This is a genomic window from Alkalicoccus urumqiensis (assembly GCF_002993335.1).
Lineage (GTDB): Bacteria > Bacillota > Bacilli > Bacillales > Salisediminibacteriaceae > Alkalicoccus > Alkalicoccus urumqiensis.
This window is the reverse complement of record NZ_PVNS01000024.1, coordinates 1-18,835: the sequence shown is the minus strand read 5'-3', so window position 1 is coordinate 18,835 and position 18,835 is coordinate 1. Positions and strand designations below refer to the sequence as shown.

The 18,835-nt window shown below is 52.9% G+C and carries 17 protein-coding genes, 1 other RNA gene and 1 other annotated feature; all 18 genes read right to left on the bottom strand.

Annotation, left to right across the window (positions count from 1 at the left end):
- Positions 1–336: 336 nt before the first annotated feature.
- The 18 genes from C6I21_RS16070 to C6I21_RS16830 all read right to left on the bottom strand — a co-directional run bounded on the left by C6I21_RS16070 (position 337) and on the right by C6I21_RS16830 (position 18,675).
- Positions 337–549, bottom strand: a complete 213-nt coding sequence (locus C6I21_RS16070) for a YaaL family protein (protein WP_105960489.1) — start codon at positions 547–549, stop codon at positions 337–339.
- A 15-nt stretch (positions 550–564) separates the two neighbouring features.
- Positions 565–1,161, bottom strand: a complete 597-nt coding sequence (gene recR, locus C6I21_RS16065) for a recombination mediator RecR (RefSeq protein WP_105960488.1) — start codon at positions 1,159–1,161, stop codon at positions 565–567.
- Positions 1,162–1,275: 114 nt separating this feature from the next.
- Positions 1,276–1,593, bottom strand: coding sequence for a YbaB/EbfC family nucleoid-associated protein (locus C6I21_RS16060; RefSeq protein ID WP_181186290.1), 318 nt, complete (start codon positions 1,591–1,593; stop codon positions 1,276–1,278).
- A gap of 41 nt (positions 1,594–1,634) precedes the next feature.
- Entirely contained in the window at positions 1,635–3,377 is a 1,743-nt protein-coding gene (gene dnaX / locus C6I21_RS16055) for a DNA polymerase III subunit gamma/tau (RefSeq protein WP_105960487.1), read from the bottom strand.
- A gap of 237 nt (positions 3,378–3,614) precedes the next feature.
- Positions 3,615–3,881, bottom strand: an RNA gene (gene ffs, locus C6I21_RS16050) — signal recognition particle sRNA large type.
- Between the two features lie 72 nt (positions 3,882–3,953).
- Positions 3,954–4,115, bottom strand: coding sequence for a YycC family protein (locus C6I21_RS16045; RefSeq protein ID WP_105960486.1), 162 nt, complete (start codon positions 4,113–4,115; stop codon positions 3,954–3,956).
- The gene (tadA, locus tag C6I21_RS16040; RefSeq protein WP_210200640.1) at positions 4,069–4,584 is read right to left on the bottom strand and encodes a tRNA adenosine(34) deaminase TadA; all 516 of its coding nucleotides are present in this window, start codon (positions 4,582–4,584) and stop codon (positions 4,069–4,071) included. Before tadA ends, C6I21_RS16045 begins: the two co-directional genes overlap by 47 nt.
- A gap of 174 nt (positions 4,585–4,758) precedes the next feature.
- Complete coding sequence (opp4C, locus tag C6I21_RS16035) at positions 4,759–5,616, bottom strand: oligopeptide ABC transporter permease (protein WP_105960491.1); 858 nt, start codon at positions 5,614–5,616, stop codon at positions 4,759–4,761.
- 51 nt (positions 5,617–5,667) lie between these two features.
- Positions 5,668–6,633, bottom strand: coding sequence for an oligopeptide ABC transporter permease (gene opp4B / locus C6I21_RS16030; RefSeq protein WP_105960485.1), 966 nt, complete (start codon positions 6,631–6,633; stop codon positions 5,668–5,670).
- Between the two features lie 35 nt (positions 6,634–6,668).
- Positions 6,669–8,516, bottom strand: a complete 1,848-nt coding sequence (gene opp4A / locus C6I21_RS16025) for an oligopeptide ABC transporter substrate-binding protein (protein ID WP_181186289.1) — start codon at positions 8,514–8,516, stop codon at positions 6,669–6,671.
- Between the two features lie 65 nt (positions 8,517–8,581).
- A complete protein-coding gene (locus C6I21_RS16015; protein WP_105960482.1) occupies positions 8,582–9,562 on the bottom strand; it encodes an ABC transporter ATP-binding protein in 981 nt (326 codons plus the stop codon).
- The gene (locus tag C6I21_RS16010; protein WP_105960481.1) at positions 9,559–10,578 is read right to left on the bottom strand and encodes an ABC transporter ATP-binding protein; all 1,020 of its coding nucleotides are present in this window, start codon (positions 10,576–10,578) and stop codon (positions 9,559–9,561) included. The genes C6I21_RS16015 and C6I21_RS16010 overlap by 4 nt, the downstream gene beginning before the upstream one ends.
- Positions 10,579–11,245: 667 nt before the next feature.
- Positions 11,246–12,526, bottom strand: coding sequence for a serine--tRNA ligase (serS, locus tag C6I21_RS16005; RefSeq protein ID WP_105960480.1), 1,281 nt, complete (start codon positions 12,524–12,526; stop codon positions 11,246–11,248).
- Positions 12,527–12,579: 53 nt separating this feature from the next.
- Positions 12,580–12,776, bottom strand: a binding site (T-box leader).
- A 5-nt stretch (positions 12,777–12,781) separates the two neighbouring features.
- Entirely contained in the window at positions 12,782–13,372 is a 591-nt protein-coding gene (gene pdxT / locus C6I21_RS16000; protein ID WP_105960479.1) for a pyridoxal 5'-phosphate synthase glutaminase subunit PdxT, read from the bottom strand.
- Positions 13,373–13,394: 22 nt separating this feature from the next.
- Positions 13,395–14,282 (bottom strand): pyridoxal 5'-phosphate synthase lyase subunit PdxS, encoded by an 888-nt coding sequence (pdxS, locus tag C6I21_RS15995; RefSeq protein ID WP_105960490.1) that lies wholly within the window; start codon positions 14,280–14,282, stop codon positions 13,395–13,397.
- A 196-nt stretch (positions 14,283–14,478) separates the two neighbouring features.
- Positions 14,479–15,870: a D-alanyl-D-alanine carboxypeptidase family protein gene (locus C6I21_RS15990; protein WP_245411671.1), complete on the bottom strand. Its 1,392-nt coding sequence runs from the start codon at positions 15,868–15,870 to the stop codon at positions 14,479–14,481.
- Between the two features lie 198 nt (positions 15,871–16,068).
- Positions 16,069–17,523, bottom strand: coding sequence for an IMP dehydrogenase (gene guaB, locus C6I21_RS15985; protein ID WP_105960477.1), 1,455 nt, complete (start codon positions 17,521–17,523; stop codon positions 16,069–16,071).
- 726 nt (positions 17,524–18,249) lie between these two features.
- On the bottom strand, positions 18,250–18,675 hold the full coding sequence (locus C6I21_RS16830) for an IS66 family transposase (RefSeq protein ID WP_280953463.1): 426 nt from the start codon (positions 18,673–18,675) through the stop codon (positions 18,250–18,252).
- Positions 18,676–18,835: the final 160 nt, after the last annotated feature.

The window sequence follows — 18,835 nt, the reverse complement described above, 5'->3', positions numbered from 1 at the left end:
CAGACGGAATCTGGCTTAGATTCCAAATTGAAATTGAACAGAGAATGTGTCATTCTCTTTCCTTCACTTTTGTCTTTTGTTTAGTTTTCAAAGGGCTTTTCGTTTCCGCCGCTCAATTTGGCGACTTCATTAATATATCACGATAACAAGCATGAGGTCAAGAGAATGTTGAAATTCTTTTTTCCGTCTCTGCTGTTCCGCGGCCGCTTTTTTCGGCGACAAGAAATAATATACCATCCTGAAGAATTCCGGTCAAGGATTCTTCAGGATTTTCTTTTATTTTTTCTCCGCGCTCGAAATACCGTGTGGCTGCTGGTATTCAGGAAACTCTCTCTATTAGTAGAATGTCGTGCCTCTCACGCGGGCTTCGCGGAGAAGAAACCAGTATTTTGCGCGCTCCGTGCGCGCAAGTGCCTGAATATCCTCGCCGGCGTCCAGCGAATTTTCCAAGTAGGCTTCGTGCTGATCGAGGCGGGTTTTTATTTGATCAAGATAATAAATTAATTCATCGTCTTTTGTCCGGCGGAGTTTTCTCTTTTTGGCTGCCATGATGATTCCTCCCCGTTAAAATTCCCGGCGGCCTTCAATGGCCTTGGAAAGTGTTACTTCATCTGCATATTCCAGATCGCCGCCGACCGGCAGACCGTGCGCCAGCCGTGTCACTCTGATACCCGTCGGTTTGACAAGCCTGGAAATATACATTGCTGTCGCTTCCCCTTCAATGTTGGGATCGGTTGCGACGATCAGCTCCTGCACCTCTTCATCCTGGAGCCGCTTCAGCAGATCCGGGAGGTAGATATCCTCGGGGCCGATGCCGTCCACCGGAGAAACCGCACCATGAAGGACATGGTAAAGACCGGTGTACTCCTTCATCTTTTCCATGGCAATTACATCTTTAGACTGCTCGACGACACAGATCATGGAGCGGTCTCTCGACGAATCATCACAGATGCGGCACGGGTCGGTATCGGTAATATGGTGGCACACAGAGCAGTAAGTGAGCTCTCTTTTTACACTGACGAGAGCCCTGGCGAAATCCAGAACGTCGTCTTCTTTCATATCCAATACATGAAACGCCAGTCTGGCTGCGGTTTTCGGCCCGATGCCGGGCAGGCGCATAAAGCTGTCCATCAGTTTAGCTATCGGCTGTGGGTACTGCATGTCATTCCTCCCGTGTAACGGCCCCTGCTCGAAAAAAGGCTGCTCCCCCTTTTACATGTCAGTGGAGGAACAGCCGGGGCTGTATGCTGATGTGGTCTGATCGTAAACCCGGACTTACATCATGCCCGGGATGTTCATTCCTTTTGTAAACTTGCCCATCCGCTCTTCGACAAGCTCGTCGACTTTTCCAAGTGCTTCATTTGTTGCAGCAAGTACGAGATCCTCGAGCATTTCCACGTCATCCGGGTCGACGGCTTCTTCGTTCATTTGAATATCAAGAATGCGCTTGTCCCCGCTTGCGATGACTTTCACCATGCCGCCGCCGGCCGTTGCTTCAACGGTTTCTTCTTTCAGCTGCTCCTGCGCTTTCGCCATATCCTTCTGCATTTTCTGCATCTGCTTCATCATATTACCCATGTTTTTCATTTTCATCGTCCTCTCTGCTAGTAATCTATCGTTGTCTTCATGCTATCTTATTCTTTAATTTCGAGCAAATCTTCACCGACCAGCCGGACGGCTTCATCGATCAGCGGGTTTTTTTCTTCTTCTGGAGGAGCTTCCTCCCCGCTTTCTTCATTATCTTCGCCTGACGGGGACGTTTTCTGCCGTTTTTTAAAGTTCTCTTTTACTTTCTCCCAGTCTGCTTCCAGAATAGTCAACAGCGTCACCGCTGCGCCGAACTGCTGCGACGCACTGGATTCCACCAGCTCCCGGAACTTCTCATCGATCATGCTCCGGTGCATTTCGTTTCGGAATACGAGCACCACGTATTCCTCTGAAGCCGCCGTCGGCTGACAGTCATTGAGCCAGGCGGAGGCAGGCATGCTCTGCTTCTTCACCTGCTCCAGCACGTTCCCCCAGCTGGACTTTACCTGCTGCAGCTGCGGCTTGGTGGCATGCTCCAGCATCCGCTCCACCTGCTTGGCGACAGCGCGGCTTTTCTGGGACGGGCCGGTATTTCTGCTCCGCTTTTCCTGTTTGACAGGCTGCTCCGCCGCCTGTGGCTGGGAAGCAGCTGGGACACCTTCCCGCTGCAGCTTCTGCACGGTCCGCTCCAGGTGAACGATCTTCTGCTCCAGTGCTTCCACGGTAGAGCTCTGCGGCGCCGATTCTCCGGAAGCCGGAAGGGCTGTCGTCTGCTGGGACGCCTGCACAGCAAACATCTCGAGAAACAGCTGCGGATGCGTAGCCCACTTCATCTCCTGCTGGAAGTGATTCAGTTTCTCCATCATCTGAAACAGCCACGCCTGCTCCAGCTTTTCGCTCAGTTCCCGGAAGGAATCGTCGCCGTGAAGCCGGTCCTGCGATTCCTCCAGCTGCGGCGCGGCTTTTACCATTAAAATATCCCGGAGCAGGAAAATAACGTCCTCCATCAGCCGGTTTGCATCTTTTCCCGTCTGCATCATTTCATCGATCATCTTCAGCGCTTCACCGACACTGCCGCTGTGCACCGCTTCGACGAGCTCATACAGATGCTCCTGGGAAACCGAACCGATAATCGCCAGAATATCTTCTTTTGTAATCGTTCCTTCCGCAAAGGATACGGCCTGATCGAGCAGGCTCAGCGCATCCCGCATCCCGCCCTGGGAAACGCGGGCCACAAGGGAAAGCGCATCCTCCTCCACCGCGATCTCATCTGCTGCGACAATTTCCTGCATCCGTGCAAGCATCGCGTGGGAGGTAATCCGCTTAAAATCGAACCGCTGGCAGCGGGAGATAATCGTGAGCGGAATTTTGTGCGGCTCTGTCGTCGCCAGAATGAACATGACGTGCGGCGGCGGTTCCTCGAGCGTCTTTAACAGCGCATTGAACGCGCCGGTCGTAAGCATGTGCACCTCATCAATAATGTATACTTTGTACGCTGCCGTATTCGGGGCGAAGCGGACTTTGTCCCGGATATCCCGGATCTCGTCCACGCCGTTGTTGCTGGCTGCGTCAATTTCCATGACATCCACGATGCTTCCATCGGAAATGCCGCGGCAGATATCACACTCGTTGCACGGCTCCTCTGCCGGCGCGTGCCTGCAGTTGACGGCTTTGGCCAGAATTTTGGCAGCACTGGTTTTCCCCGTCCCCCGCGGTCCGGTGAACAAGTACGCATGCGACAGCTTCTGCTGAACGAGGGCGTTTTTCAATGTTTTCGTAATATGGTCCTGCCCCGCGATATCTTTCAGCGTATGGGGCCGCCAGACGCGGTACAGCGCTTGATAGCTCATCGGCCGTCAGCTCCTTTTCCTCCTTTATATTATACGCATCTCCAGAGGGGATTTCAAAAGCATTCTCCCTGGAAAACGACGCTTTTTTCCGGCTTTTTTCGTAAATGGGGAAAGCGCCGGAAGGTCCGGTTCTGCTGCAGGGTTTTCTATAGGAAGTCCTTTTTCAGCTGGCTGCTGCAGGGTCAAAAAAACCGTTACAGCTGCTGCCGTAACGGTTGGTGGTTTTCATTATAAATGCCGTGCACCTCTCCTCGACCACAGGCTCTCAAGCGTTACCCAGGCAGTTTGCTCGATCCAGGCAACTCCACGGCACACGGAAGAACCTGCTTACTGCTGCTTCCTTCCGGACCTGACAGGATTCACAGGATTCCGTTGCGTGGAACCCAAATGTCAACACCACTTACCTGGGGCAGACCATGAGAGCCGTGCGGCCTCAGAGAGGAATTCAGCCTCGCTGTAGCGGATTGCGAGTACAGGGCACCGCTGCCTCCCCGCCTAGCACGACAAAGTTGATAACATATTCAGGCGTCATTTTGACGCGACTTTCAGTATAGCGTTTCTGATTTTAGAATGCAATCATTTCGCAGAATCTGATTCGTTTTTCTCAGCTTCCTGCTCTTTCTGTGCAAGCTTCGCCATTAGAATGTGCGGCGGTGTATGCATGACATGCTCGATCGGCATATTCAGCTTCTCACTCATCATCTGGGCGGTTTCCAAAGAGATTTGATTCGGTCTCACGTCGTTTCGCCTCCTTTTTCTTCTGACGGATGCCGCGGAAAAACTGCCGCAGCATCTCTGCGCTCTCTTCCTCCAGGACGCCCGCAGACAGCGACGCCTGATGGTTGAAGCGCTCATCCTGGACCAGATTCATCAGCGTCCCGCAGCAGCCGGCCTTCGGATCCCACGCAGCAAACACGACGTGGTCAATCCGGGACTGGATAATCGCTCCGGCGCACATCGGGCACGGTTCCAGTGTCACGTAGATCGTACATTCTTCGAGCCGCCAGCTTCCGATGGTCCGGCACGCTTCTTCAATGGCAATCATTTCCGCATGGGCACTTCCCTGCTGGTCACATTCTCTGCGGTTATGGCCCCGGCCGATTACATCTCCGTCGAAAACGACGACGGCACCGATCGGCACTTCCCCGATCGCCTCGGCTTTCGCCGCTTCCTGTAATGCTTCTCTCATCCATGTTTCTTCTGACACGAAAGACGCTCCTTCCACTCTCTTTTCATCGTAGCGCGCGAGCACGAATCTGGCAAGAGGGAACTTCGGGCTGGTTTTCCCCGCGAAACAAAGAAAAACAGGTGCCCGCCGCCGTTTTCCGGCAGAGACACCTGTTCCTGTCCGCCGGAGACTGCTCCGGCATAGTTTTCTACGTTAACGGATCGAGCGCGGGTTGAAGGCATCCTTGAACCCTTCCCCGATGAAGTTGATCGCAAGGATCGTAAACGTAATGGCAAGACCCGGTGGAATCCAGACCCACCACTGCGTCCGGATGACGTTCGGATCGCGCGCTTCCGTCATCATGTTCCCCCAGCTCGGTGTCCCCTGAGGAACACCGAAGCCGAGAAAGCTGAGCGCCGTTTCCGCAACGATCATGACCGCGAGAAGCAGTGTCGCCTGCACGATAATCGTCGTCATGACGTTCGGCAGGATGTGCTTGCGGATCACTTTAAACGGGGTGCCCCCGATCGACGTCGCGGCCATAACGTACTCGTTTTCCTTCTCCGACATGACCTTACTGCGCACAACACGAGCGGCACCAGTCCAGGAGAGAGCACTCAGGACGATGATAAGCGCCCAGATGCCCGCCCCGCGGAAGATCGAGGCCAGCACGATCACGAATACGAGAAATGGAAAGTTCATGATGAAGTCGGTAAACCGCATCAGAACGGCATCCACCCAGCCGCCGAAATAGCCGGAAACGGAACCGACGAACGTCGCAATGATGACGATCGCAAACATACAGACGAAACCGATCGTAAGCGATGTCCGCGCGCCGTAGAGAAGAAGCGTCCAGATGTCTCTTCCAGAAGAGTCGGTGCCTAAAATATGCCCTTCTCCCGGAGGAAGACCACGGCTCATGATATCGACACGGCTCGGATCATACCCTGTCAGAAGTGGAGCTGCATAGGCCATCACCGTGACGGTAATAAGAAAGGCAAGACTGATCATCGCCAGCTTATTGCTGAACAGCTTCCGCCTTGCAATCGTCCAGGGGGACTGCTTCTTCATTTTTACTTTCGCTGCATTTGTCTCTGCTGCTTCCAAGATGTTTCTCCCCCTTTACCCGACCCGGATTCTTGGATCGATGATGCCGTACAGTAAATCTGCGAGCAGGTTCCCGATGAGCGTCGCCACCGACAGCATTAAGAAAATAGCCATGACGACAGCGGAATCACGGTTGCTGATGGAAGCGACGAGCAGCTCCCCGATCCCCCGGTAGGAAAAGATCGTTTCAATAATGACCGCGCCGCCGATAATGCTTGCGATATCAAAACCGAACAGCGTTACGATCGGAATGATCGAATTCCGCAGAATGTGCTTGTTGTAAATCGTATTTTCATCCGTTCCTTTTGCACGCGCGGTGCGGACGTAATCCTTCTGCGCACTTTCCACCATATCGTTACGCAGAAACTGCGTGTAGCTGGCCGTCGTCAGCATCCCGAGAACGAGCGCCGGAAGGAACGTATGGTAAATCTTACTTCCCCAGTACGCCATCGTCCCCTGCTCGAGCCCGGAGCCGACACTTCCTGTCGATGGGAACCAGCCGAGCTGGAAGGCGAAAATAAAGATGGCAAACAGTGCGGCGACAAAGCTTGGAATAGCAAGCATCAGATAGTTGACGCCCTGCACAGCATAGTCACCCTTGGTATACGGATTCCGTCCTGCATATTTCCCCATATAAAACGCCAGTATGTAGGTAATAATTAAGGACATGACGGAAAGAAGAATCGTATTCGGAAGTCTCGTTCCGATCAGCTGTGTCACATCCATCTGGTGCTGGAATGACCGTCCGAAATCCCATTGAAGAATGTTGGCCGCCCAGCTGCCGTACTGTACATGAATGGGATCATTCAGTCCGAGCTCTTCCCGACGCTCTTCAATATATTCCGGATCTGCATTCGTAGGATCAATCTGCCCGGAGAGGGCATCCCCCGGCATCGCTAATGCCAGGGAAAATACCACGATGGAGACCATGAACAGGATAGGAATCATGATGAGAATACGGCGTAGCGTATAAATTAGCATGGTCATTTCTCCTTGCTGGTAAAGTTACGGGAGAATTACTCCTCTTCGACGTACCATTCGTGTGCGTCACCGGCAGCAGACGTAACGTCAACAGAGACACCACCGACATTGCTGTTGATGCCGTAGATATCTTCCGGAGAGTTCAGTGGAAGCATCGGCAGCTCTTCGTTTACGAGCTGGAACCACTCCTGGTACACTTCCTGACGGTAGTCACGGTCAAGCGCTTCTTCAGACAGACCTTCTGTGAGAAGCTCATCCGACTCTTCGTTTACCCAGCGGGTGTAGTTCCACAGATCGTCGGAGCGCCACAGGCCGGATGGATCCGGGTCGGCTGTCGCCAGTCCCCATGCGCCGAGGAATAGGTCGATGTTTTCATCATCGCCTTCAACGAGGTCATAGAACAGGTTGAATTCGTAAAGCTGTCCGTCCATCAGCTGTGCGTTCAGTCCTGCTTCCTGAAGCGTCTGCAGAATGTACTGCGCGCGCGGCTCAGCGATATCTGCCGGCACATCCATGGCAGCAAGGTTCAGCACAAGCTCATTTCCGTCCGGATCTTCCACATAGCCGTCGCCGTTAACATCTTCATAGCCGGCATCTGCAAGCATCTGCTGGGACGTTTCGATGTCGAATTCATACTGGTTCAGCGTAGACTCATCCGGGTAGGACCAGCGGATGTTGGATTCCGGTGCATTGATGACCGTGCCATAGCCTTCGGAGAATTCTTCGACGATACCTTCACGGTCAATTGCGTGCGCAATCGCATGACGGAGCTCTTTATCCTGCAGCTTCTCACGATTCATGACATTCTCTTCGCCGTTCCACTCGCCCAGCTTGAAGCCGAGGTAGCCGTAAGAGAGTGCTTCGATCGTTTCAATCGTGACATCTTCATTTCCTTCAAGCGGTCCTGCCTGGGACGGCTCAAGTTCAATGATATCTACTTCACCCTGCGCAAGCAGCTCGCCTGCCTGTGCGCCGTCTACGATGCGGTACGTCACTTCATCGAGGTTCGGTGCACCTTCCCAGTAGTCTTCAAACGCCGTAAATTCAATCTGCTCTCCCGGTACGATGTTGGAGACTTCAAACGGTCCGAGGCCGACTGGATTCTGGCGGATCTCTTCTGCTTCGCCCATTTCCGCAATGTCGACGCCTTCGAGGTGTGCTTTCGCCATTGGATAGGACCAGAGGTTCTCCAGGTTGTTTGCACGCACTTCATTGAATGTCACTTCCAGCGTATAGTCGTCCACGACGTTGACGCCTTCAAATTCTTCTGTTTCACCGGCATTGTATGCTTCAAAACCTTCGATGCCTTCTACCGTGTAGGCACGCGGTCCCTGGTAGTCCGGGTGGCCGATCACTTCGTAGGCAAACTCGAAGTCTTCTGCCGTCAGCTCTTCGCCATTATGCCACATAACGCCTTCTTCAAGAGTAAAGGTGATTGTACGGTTGTCGTCCGACCATTCCCAGTCCGAAGCGAGCATCGGCTCGAGCTCAAAGTCGTTATCGGAGTTTACATTGTAAAGCGTACCCTGGTTGAAGATCGTGAGTGGATAGCTGTCATCCGCGCCTTCGTAGAATGCCCAGTCCATCACACCTGCAAATGGAGCTGTGTACCCGTATGTAACGGATCCGCCTTCAGACGGCTCGCCGCCTTCGTCTGCGGTATTGTTTCCTTCTTCGGCGTTTTCTCCGTCTGTATCGGCGTCCGCGTCTGCGTCTGCGTCCGCATCAGCATCTGCATTCTCTTCCTGTGCGTCGGCGTTGTTGCCGCCGTTGTCCGTATTGCCTGTGTTGCCCTCATTGTTTTCCCCTTCGCCGCCGCATGCTGCAGCAATCAGTGTTGCTGAGATGAGCGAGGCGCCGAGTAGATACTTGGATCGTTTCATTCCCATTTCCCCCTTCAAATTGGTATAAAAATTATGTGGTACCTGGCCGTCAGCTGAAGCACTGTCTACTCGTACAGCAGACAGGAAACGCGGTGATCGCGGTTCACCTCCTTCAACTGAGGTTTATCAGCGCTGCATTCCGGCATCGCCTTCGGACAGCGCGGGTGGAACGGACAGCCGGTCGGCGGATTCTGCGGACTCGGCACATCTCCGGAGAGAATGATCCGGTCACTCTTTTTGCGCGGATCCGGCTGTGGAATAGCGGAGATCAGCGCCTGCGTGTACGGATGCTTCGGATCGCGGTAGATATCTTCTGCATCTGCTACCTCAACGAGATTCCCGAGATACATGACACCGATCCGGTCGCTCATGTGCTTTACGACACTCAGGTCGTGGGCAATGAACAAAAGCGTCAGATTGAATTCCTCCTGCAGTTCCTTTAACAGGTTCAGCACCTGCGACTGAACGGATACGTCGAGCGCGGATACCGGCTCATCGGCGACGATCAGCTTCGGTTTCAGCGCGAGCGCCCGGGCAATGCCGATCCGCTGGCGCTGGCCGCCGGAAAATTCGTGCGGATATTTGTAGTAGGCATCCGCGGGAAGACCGACGCGTTCGAGCAGCTGCATGACTTCATCTTTTAGTTTCGCTTCGCTGCCGTAGCCGTAATTGACAAGCGGTTCGGAAACGACGCTTCCGACCATCTGGCGCGGGTTTAACGAGGCGTACGGATCCTGAAACACCATCTGGATATCCTGACGCAGACTGCGGAGCTCGGAGCCTCTCAACTTCGTAATATCTTTTCCTTCAAACGTGATTGAGCCGGCCGTCGGTTTAAACAGACGTGTAATCGTGCGTCCGGCGGTGGATTTTCCGCACCCGGACTCCCCGACAAGACCGAACGTTTCGCCGCGTTTTAAATCGAGCGAGATGTTATCAACGGCTTTAACGTCTCCTACCCGGCGCTGGAGCAGACCGCCGCGGACCGGATAGTATTTCTTAAGCTCGTGGACCTGAAGTAGATACTCTGTCGATTCCTGCGTCATGAGCCCACCCCCCGCTGCTTCTGTTCATTTGGGAAACTGGCGTCGTATAAGAGGCAGCGTACGGCGTGGTTTTGTGCTTCCTCGCCGAGCTGCGGATCAATTTCCCGGCACTTGTCCATCGCTTCCGGACAGCGGTCGACAAACCGGCACCCCTGCTGCGGCATATTTTTCAGCGATGGAACGATACCTTTAATCGTGTCGAGCTCTTCCTGCTTTTCATCCATACGGGGAATCGAGCGGAGAAGCGCCTTCGTATAAGGGTGCTTCGGATCGTGGAAAAGCGTGTCCACGTCTGTATCCTCTACGACCTGGCCGGCGTACATCACAACAACACGGTCCGCCATTTCCGCGACCACACCGAGATCATGTGTAATCAACAGCATCGCCATACCGACCTCATCCTGAATTTTCTGGATCAATTCGAGAATCTGGGCCTGCACCGTCACATCAAGCGCGGTCGTCGGCTCATCGGCAATGAGAAGCTTCGGCTGGCAGGCAATCGCCATCGCGATCATCACCCGCTGCCGCATACCGCCGGACAGCTGGTGCGGGTATTCATTCACGATCTGATCCGAGCGTGAAATGCCGACCTGATCGAGAAGCGACACGCTCCGCCGGCGGATTTCATCCGCTTTTAGATCCGTATGATTCATGAGCACTTCATCCATCTGGAAACCGATTGTCAGCACCGGGTTTAATGCGGTCATCGGCTCCTGGAAGATCATGCTGATATCGCGTCCGCGGATATGATTCATTTCCTTATCAGAAAGCATCGTTAGATCCCTTCCCTGAAAACGAATCGCACCCTTATCGATTTTTCCGTTATGCTTCGGCAACAAATCCATGATCGATAATGACATGACACTCTTGCCGCAGCCGGACTCTCCGACGATGCAGACGACTTCTTTCGGTTTTACGGAAAACGACACGTTGTTGACGGCATAATGCATGTCTCCATCGATCGTAAATCCGGTATGTAACCCATCCACTTCAAGCAGCGGTTCCTGCTGATTCATGATGCACCCATCCTTTACCTGTTTTCTTCCGCTGGACCCCTATGTATAAAAATCTCACAATCCACTGATTTTTGAAAAAATTTTCATTATTCCGAAATAGGGTTTACTTAGTCTACCATACCGTTCTGTCAGGCGGCACCCAACCAAGGTACTGTTTTTTTCGTGAGGCTAAGTAATATGAATGAAGACTCATTCTTAAGGCTGAAAAAAGAAAGATATAGGAACAATACCCCTTTTCTGCCAATTCCCATTGACCCAACTCGTATTATAAACAACCAATTGCATAATTGTATACCATTTTCAGAAATTTTCTTACAATGTTTTTTAAATTCTTTTCCGCTTACATTTCGTTCAAAACGGGAATGCAAAAGTTTCTGCTTCTGTGTGGATGCTTTTTTCCATCCTGTATCACTTCGGTTTTCGGTGTATATTCATAAAATATATTAGTATAGTTGAATAATTATTCATATATGCTGTTTGTTCTACGTGGACATTGTTACTTTTCTGTCTGCCGAAAAAGGTAATCAGCCTGATATCGCATATTCCGAAATTTTCGATTATCGAAATAGTTTGAATGTGCACATTTTGCTCTTCTGTATAGTTATAAAAAAACGACCATCCCGTAAAGGAAGGTCGTTTCTTCTGTATTTTTCTATATTCTTCTGTATCAGTCGCGTCCGATGTGTGTTCGTCCGCCCATATACGGCTGAAGTACGTCCGGAACAGCAACGCTTCCATCTTCCTGCTGATAGTTCTCAATGATCGCAGCCACCGTTCTTCCGACGGCAAGACCGGATCCATTCAGCGTATGAACGAATTCTGTCTTCGATTTCGCCTCCCGCTTAAAGCGGATATTTGCACGCCGAGCCTGAAATGATTCAAAGTTACTGCAGGAGGAAATTTCTTTATAGTCCTCATAGCTCGGCAGCCACACTTCAATATCGTATTTTTTCGCTGCCGTAAAACCGAGATCGCCGGTGCACATGTTCAGCACGCGGTACGGAAGTCCCAGTTCCTGGAGAATGGTTTCTGCGTGGGAGGTGAGCGTTTCCAGCTCGGCATAGGAATCTTCCGGTTTCGTAAAACGGACGAGCTCTACTTTATTAAACTGATGCTGGCGGATCAGGCCGCGTGTATCCCGCCCGGCAGAACCGGCTTCAGAACGGAAGCAGGCGCTGTACGCCGTGTACGCTTTCGGCAGGTCCTCATTCGTTAAAATTTCGTCGCGGTGCATATTCGTCACCGGCACTTCCGCCGTCGGGATAAGGAAGTAATCCTCCTCCTGAATCTGAAACGCATCCTCTTCAAACTTTGGCAGCTGTCCGGTACCGGTCATGCTGTCCCGGTTCACCATATATGGCGGAAGCACTTCCGTATAGCCGTGACGGTCCTGGTGCGTATCCATCATAAAGTTAATCAGCGCGCGCTCCAGCCGTGCGCCGAGCCCTTTGTAGAAGACAAAGCGGCTTCCGGTCACTTTGGATGCCCGTTCAAAGTCGGCAATGTCCAGCTCCGTCACGAGATCCCAGTGAGCTTTTTTCTCAAACGAAAAAGATGGTTTCTCGCCCCACGCACGGATCTCGACGTTATCCTCTTCGTCTTCTCCCACTGGTACATCTTCGTGGGGAATGTTCGGAATGGTCAGCAGAGCGTAATCCAGCTTTTCCTCGATCTCCCGGAGCTCTTCATCGAGTTTTTTAATTTCGGCCGATACTTTTTTCATTTCCGCAATGACATCAGAGGCATCCTTTTTCTCTTTTTTCATTTCCGATATCTCCTGAGACACCGTATTTCTCCGGCTCTTCAGCTCTTCTGTCTGCTGAATCAGCTCCCGGCGCTGGGTATCGAGCTCTTCCACGTGATCCAGCGCAGAAATGTCCTCATTTCGTTTCGAAAGCTTTTCCCGTACCCCGGCCATGTCCTGACGCAGCACTTTAATATCCAGCATGTGTAATCCTCTCCTTTAGTAATTAGAATGAAAAAACGCCCCTGCACGATATGTGCAGGGACGATGAATAACCGCGTTGCCACCCTGGTTGAGGCATGAATACCTCCAGCTTCATCCGGTAACGGCGGAGAGGCCGGGAGTATAAACTCCTGCTCCAGGATGGATTCCCAGGCTCTTTCACCGGTTCGCAGCAGCCACCGGCTCTCTGAAGAAAGAGTGTTCTGGTACTTGTTCCTTTCAGCGCATCATGTTTGTTTAAACAGCCGGTTCCGCCAGCGACTCGCGCACCATCTGAACAAAGTACTGATGGAAGCGGTCGTCATCTGTCAGTTCCGGGTGGAAGGAGCAGGCGAGGAACGGTCCCTGCTGGGCAGCGACGATCCGGCCATCGTACTCTGCAAGTACGTCCACCTGCGTGCCGGTGGTACGAATGATCGGCGCACGGATAAATACCGCTTCGACATCGTCACCGATACCTTTCATGGATAGCAGTGCTTCAAAGCTCTCCCGCTGACGGCCGAATGCATTGCGCTCCACGGTCATATCCATCACCGAAAGATGAGGCTCTGCCTGGCCTGCAATTTCTTTTGCCATCAGAATGGCTCCGGCGCAGGTCCCGAAGATCGGCTTTCCTGCTGCGGCAAAAGCTTTCAGCGGCTCATAAAATCCGTACAGATTGATGAGGCGGCGCATCGTCGTGCTTTCTCCCCCCGGAAAAACGAGACCGTCCATCTGTTCGAGCTGCTCTACTTTCTTGATGACGGTCACTTCGACATCCGGAGCCTCCAGTGCCTTGACGTGTTCACGGACAGCTCCCTGTAATGCTAATACGCCGATGTTCATCATCGAACCACCCTTTCTTTCCCTATTACCAGCCGCGGTCCTGCATACGGTCTTTCGCTTCCAGTGCGGAAATTTCAATTCCCGGCATGGCTGTGCCAAGACCTTTGGACAGTTCCGCGATCAATGCGAAATCTTCGTAATGTGTCGTTGCTTCTACAATCGCCCGTGCAAACTTCGCCGGGTTGTCCGATTTGAAAATACCAGAGCCGACGAACACGCCGTCCGAACCGAGGTGCATCATCAGTGCGGCATCCGAAGGCGTTGCAATACCGCCTGCTGCGAAGTTGACGACCGGCAGACGTCCGTTTTCACGAATATCCTGCAGGACGTGGAACGGTGCACCGAGGTTTTTCGCTTCCGTCATCAGCTCATCGTCAGACATGTTCAGTACTTTGCGCACCTGGCCCTGGATGAGGCGCTGATGGCGTACTGCTTCCACGATGTTTCCTGTTCCCGGCTCCCCTTTTGTACGGAGCATGGAGGCACCTTCTCCAATACGGCGTGTCGCTTCCCCGAGATCTTTCGCGCCGCAGACGAATGGTACCGTGTAATCCGCTTTGTTCAGGTGGAATACTTCATCCGCCGGTGTGAGTACTTCACTCTCATCGATATAGTCCACGCCGAGTGCTTCCAGAAGACGCGCTTCCACGATGTGGCCGATACGGGCCTTTGCCATCACTGGAATCGATACCGCATCCCGCACTTCCTCTACGATCGTCGGATCAGCCATGCGTGCTACGCCGCCGGCAGCACGGATATCGGATGGAACACGCTCGAGTGCCATAACGGCTACGGCACCGGCTTCCTCCGCTACTCTTGCCTGTTCTGCATTGATGACGTCCATGATGACGCCGCCCTTCTGCATTTCTGCCATTCCGCGCTTGACGCGGTCAGTCCCTGTCTGTTTTACCATGATGATCCCCTTTCCGTCCTTCATCTCCATCTGCTGGAGACGGTGTGCTGCATTTATCGAAATCGTTCCTCTTCTATTATAACGAATCAGCGAGTGAAATCATCCGGAAATCACTCGGAACTGCAAAAATAATTCATTGACCTCAGCAGTTAATTCTAACAGAGCCCGGGGCCGCTTTCAAGCCTTCTGCACGGCGTTAGAACCAGCCGCGGACGGTCGTAGAGACGTTGCTCCAGAGACCTGCAAAAAAGGAGCTGATGTTCGACATCGTCAGTGACATCCATCCAGCACGTTCGACTGCGTCTGTCGTAACGATGTCCACCGTCATTTCCGCTTCCTCTGCCCCCGGAAGGTAGTTAATTTCCCGGTCACCGGTATACTCGAGGACCACCTGACCGACCACTTCCCCTTCTTCGACCGGAGCTTCGAGGGCGCCGTCTTCCGTCAGAAGACTTTCATCCATCTCCACGCGGGAGGTGAACGCCTCTTCCTCTCCATCCTGAACCACCATGGAAACCGCGTCGGTCGTAATCAGTCCGACCTCTTCCTCGAGTCCTTTGGCCACATCGAGCGTTTCCTGTCCGGACGGCGTTGTGCCGGCCGGGAACACTTCAGCTTCTTCAAAATTCTCAAAGCCCCACTCCATGACGCTTTCTGTTTCTGTAAAGCGGTGGCTTTCCGAATCCGCTCCCATTACCACACTGATCAGACGGCGGCCGTCTTTCTCTGCCGTGCCGGTAAACGTATAGCCGGCAGCGTTCGTGTGGCCCGTTTTCAATCCATCGATCGGTTCGTAGTCAGAGTCCGGCTGCTGCGTACCCGGAAGCATCCAGTTCCAGTTCATCATATCGACCGCATCATCGGTTCCTTCACGGAACGTCATCTGCGGAATGCTCGCTGTATCCAGCACCTCCGGGTAGTCGCTGATCAGCCGGTAGGCAAGTGTCGCTGTCGCTTCGGCGGACATGTAGTTATCCTCTTCAGCACCGGTGCCTTCAGGGTGATCCCCTTCGAGCAGGCGGTTCGGCAGACCGGTCGAGTTAACAAACTGAAAGTCGCCGAGCTGCTCTTCAAACACTGCGCTCAGTTCGTCAAGGCCGTATTCCGATCCGGCTTCTCTCATCAGCTCGCCCATGCCGATTTCCACACCGCGCTCATTCATCTGCTCCACAAAAGCCCCTTCTGAGCCTGCGATGTGCTCTCCGAGTGCCATCGTGGAAGCATTGGCGGAATAGATCGCAACGGACTCATACAGCTCCTGGACGGTATACTGCTGGTCTGTACGCAGCATCACGTTCGAGAGCCCAGGGTTATGCGAGAGATCTGCGTGAAAATCGCTGATGCTGATCTCGTCGTCCCAGGAAAGGTCGCCGTTATTGATCGCTTCCAGTATTAAATATTCGCTCATCATCTTTGTCATGCTCGCCGGCGGCAGCGGATGATCGGTATTTTGATCAAACAGCACCTGTCCTGTTTCTGCATCCACCAGCATTAATGTCTCGACAGACGGCTGAAATTCAGCCGCTGCCGGAATTGTCCCAACGGTAAGTACGGCTCCTGCGGTAATTCCGGCAAGACCCAGTTTCATTCGTGCTCCCCTCATTGCCATGCAACTCTCCTTCATCAGCGGTTCTGCTGTAGTTCTATCAGATCCCTGTCTTTTTCAGGGTGGACGTACTGCGTATTTTCAACACATACATGCGGTATTTTATCACAATGCGGGTAAAAAAAATAGATAGGGGAGACCCCTATCTATCGTCGCAGAAACGGCATAACAGCGCAGTTATTACGAATAGTTCGGTGATTCTTTTGTGATCTGTACGTCATGCGTGTGACTTTCTTTCAACCCGGCGTTGGTAATCCGAATAAAACGTCCCCGCTCCTGCAGCTCTTCGATCGTTGCTGTGCCGCAGTAGCCCATGCCTGCACGCAGACCGCCGACGAGCTGGTGCAGTGTGTCCTGCAGCGGTCCTTTGTAAGGAATACGTCCTTCGATCCCTTCCGGAACAAGTTTTTTCTCTTCTTCCTGGAAATAGCGGTCCTTGCTTCCTTTTTCCATTGCACTGATCGAGCCCATGCCGCGGTAAACTTTAAACTGGCGTCCCTGATAAATTTCCCGTTCTCCGGGGCTTTCGGATACACCGCCGAGCATGCTGCCGAGCATGACAGCGTGACCGCCTGCAGCGAGTGCTTTTGTAATTTCACCGGAATATTTAATTCCGCCGTCTGCAATGATCGGAACGCCATGTTTTCTCGCTTCTGTCGCACAATCGTATACGGCGGTGATCTGCGGCACGCCGATACCGGCCACGACGCGGGTCGTACAGATGGATCCCGGTCCGATACCGACTTTAATGATGTTCGCGCCGGCTTCAATCAGTGCGCGGGTTGCTTCAGCGGTAGCGACATTGCCGGCTACGATGTTCAGATCCGGGTAAAGACTGCGGAATTCTCTTACTTTTTCAATGACGCCGCGGGAATGCCCGTGTGCTGTATCAATGACGAGGACATCGAGTCCGGCTTCGACGAGTGCTTTTGCACGGGAGTCGGCATCGCCCCCGACACCGACAGCAGCACCGACGACAAGGCGGCCCTGTGCGTCTTTGGCTGCCTGTGGAAATTCGATAGCTTTCTCAATATCTTTAATGGTAATGAGCCCTTTTAGGCGGTTTTCACTGTCGACAAGCGGCAGCTTTTCAATACGGTGGCGCTGCAGAATATCCTGCGCTTCCTTCAGCGTGGTGCCGACGGGAGCCGTCACCAGGTTGGAGCTTGTCATCACTTCTTTGATCGGAATGGAGTAATCTTCAATGAAACGGAGATCCCGGTTCGTAATAATGCCGACGAGTTTTTCATCTTCATCTGCGATCGGCACACCGGAAATACGGTATTTTCCCATCAAGTGCTCTGCATCGAATACTTGGTGGTCTTCAGTCAGGTGGAAGGGATTTGTAATAACGCCGCTTTCAGACCGCTTCACGCGGTCAATTTGTTCAGCCTGCTCTTCAATGGACATGTTCTTGTGCACAATACCGAGCCCTCCGGCACGCGCCATGGCAATCGCCATATCTGCTTCTGTAACAGTGTCCATACCGGCACTGATGACCGGGATGTTGAGCTTTAACGTTTCAGAAAGCTCCGTTGCGACAGACACTTGATTTGGTAGTACATTGGACTCATCCGGAAGCAGCAGTACATCATCAAATGTCAGACCCTCTTTTGCAAACTTATCTTCCCACATGTTTCATTCTCCTTTCCCCTGCCTGAAAATATTATCAGTAGATTAACAATCACATGTACAATAGTCAAGAAAATGATCATAGTTCAACTATTCACACTATTCAAAGAGACAATTATCTCCTAAATGAACCATAGATACTGGAATAGATAGGAGGAAATGAGAAGAAAGAGACCGAATGACAATAAAAAAGCCGCGGCCCTGAAAGCCGCAGAAAATCCGGGAATTCATTTTTCCAAACGAAGGATGCTGGTATCTATGGAAGAAACGGCAGCTTTTGCAGGCCTGAAGAACCAGGCTGCTGCTGGTACCGGTTTATATATAAAGGGGCGTTTATTGAATGGTGTACCGCTTCCTGGCTGCACCTGCAGCCGGACGCGTTTCGGCTGCCGAAGCGGGGAAGCGCAGATGCGGCGGAGTCTCACTTCAGAGCAGGTTCGTCTCATAACTGACGCTTCCGTTCTCATAACGTAAGCGTCAAAGAATAAGTAAATAGAAGACAAAAAAGAAACCCTCCCTTTCGGGAAGATGGTCGAACAGGTGGAAGGACGGCGGCGCTTCTCCAGGCCTCGGCGGAAGCTTGCCGTGAGGCTTGCCTCAGCTATTTCCCAGACCGGTCCGGTCTAGGAAAGGATCTTCGGACGGCGCTGATCCCATCGGCGTCCCCGCCGGGCCTTCCGAAGCGCCGCTTTATCGAACAGACGGCTTCCTATACGAGCAGGTGCCTTGTTATTTCTGGCGCAGCGAGTCGGGAAGGGAGTCGGACCAGGGAAGATAGACTTCCAGTCCGTCCGCTTCCATCGACGGCAGGTTCGGGAACATGTCCATTAGATTGGTCAGGGACGCTTCCGGATGCAGACCGTTCGCTTTCGCCGTATCGATCAGGCTGTACACCGCCGCACTGACCCGCGCTCCCTGCGGGGTTCGGGAAAACATCCATTTGTTCCGTCCTACGGCAAAACTATGGATGCCCCGTTCCATCCGGTTGTTATCGATGGACCGGGTTTCCGGCTGGAGATCGTGGCGGATCGGTCTTTCCTGATTCAGGGCATACTGAAAAGCCTTCGCAAATCTCGATTTTGGAAGGTATCCGGCCTGGGAGGTGCGGACAACGCTTCGTTTTAAGAAGCATGGCTCCGCGCGGCCGCGCCGCAGACCAGAAGCCAGCTGCCATGCGGCTCAACCCATAGGCCGGCTCCGCTCGTGCGTTCCGCCGGACGACCTGCGTCCGTGCGGAAACACAAAAAAAGACACCACCGTCTGGTGGTGCCGGGTGACCCAGCCGCGTCCTACTTTTGCAGGGGGAGAGCCCCCA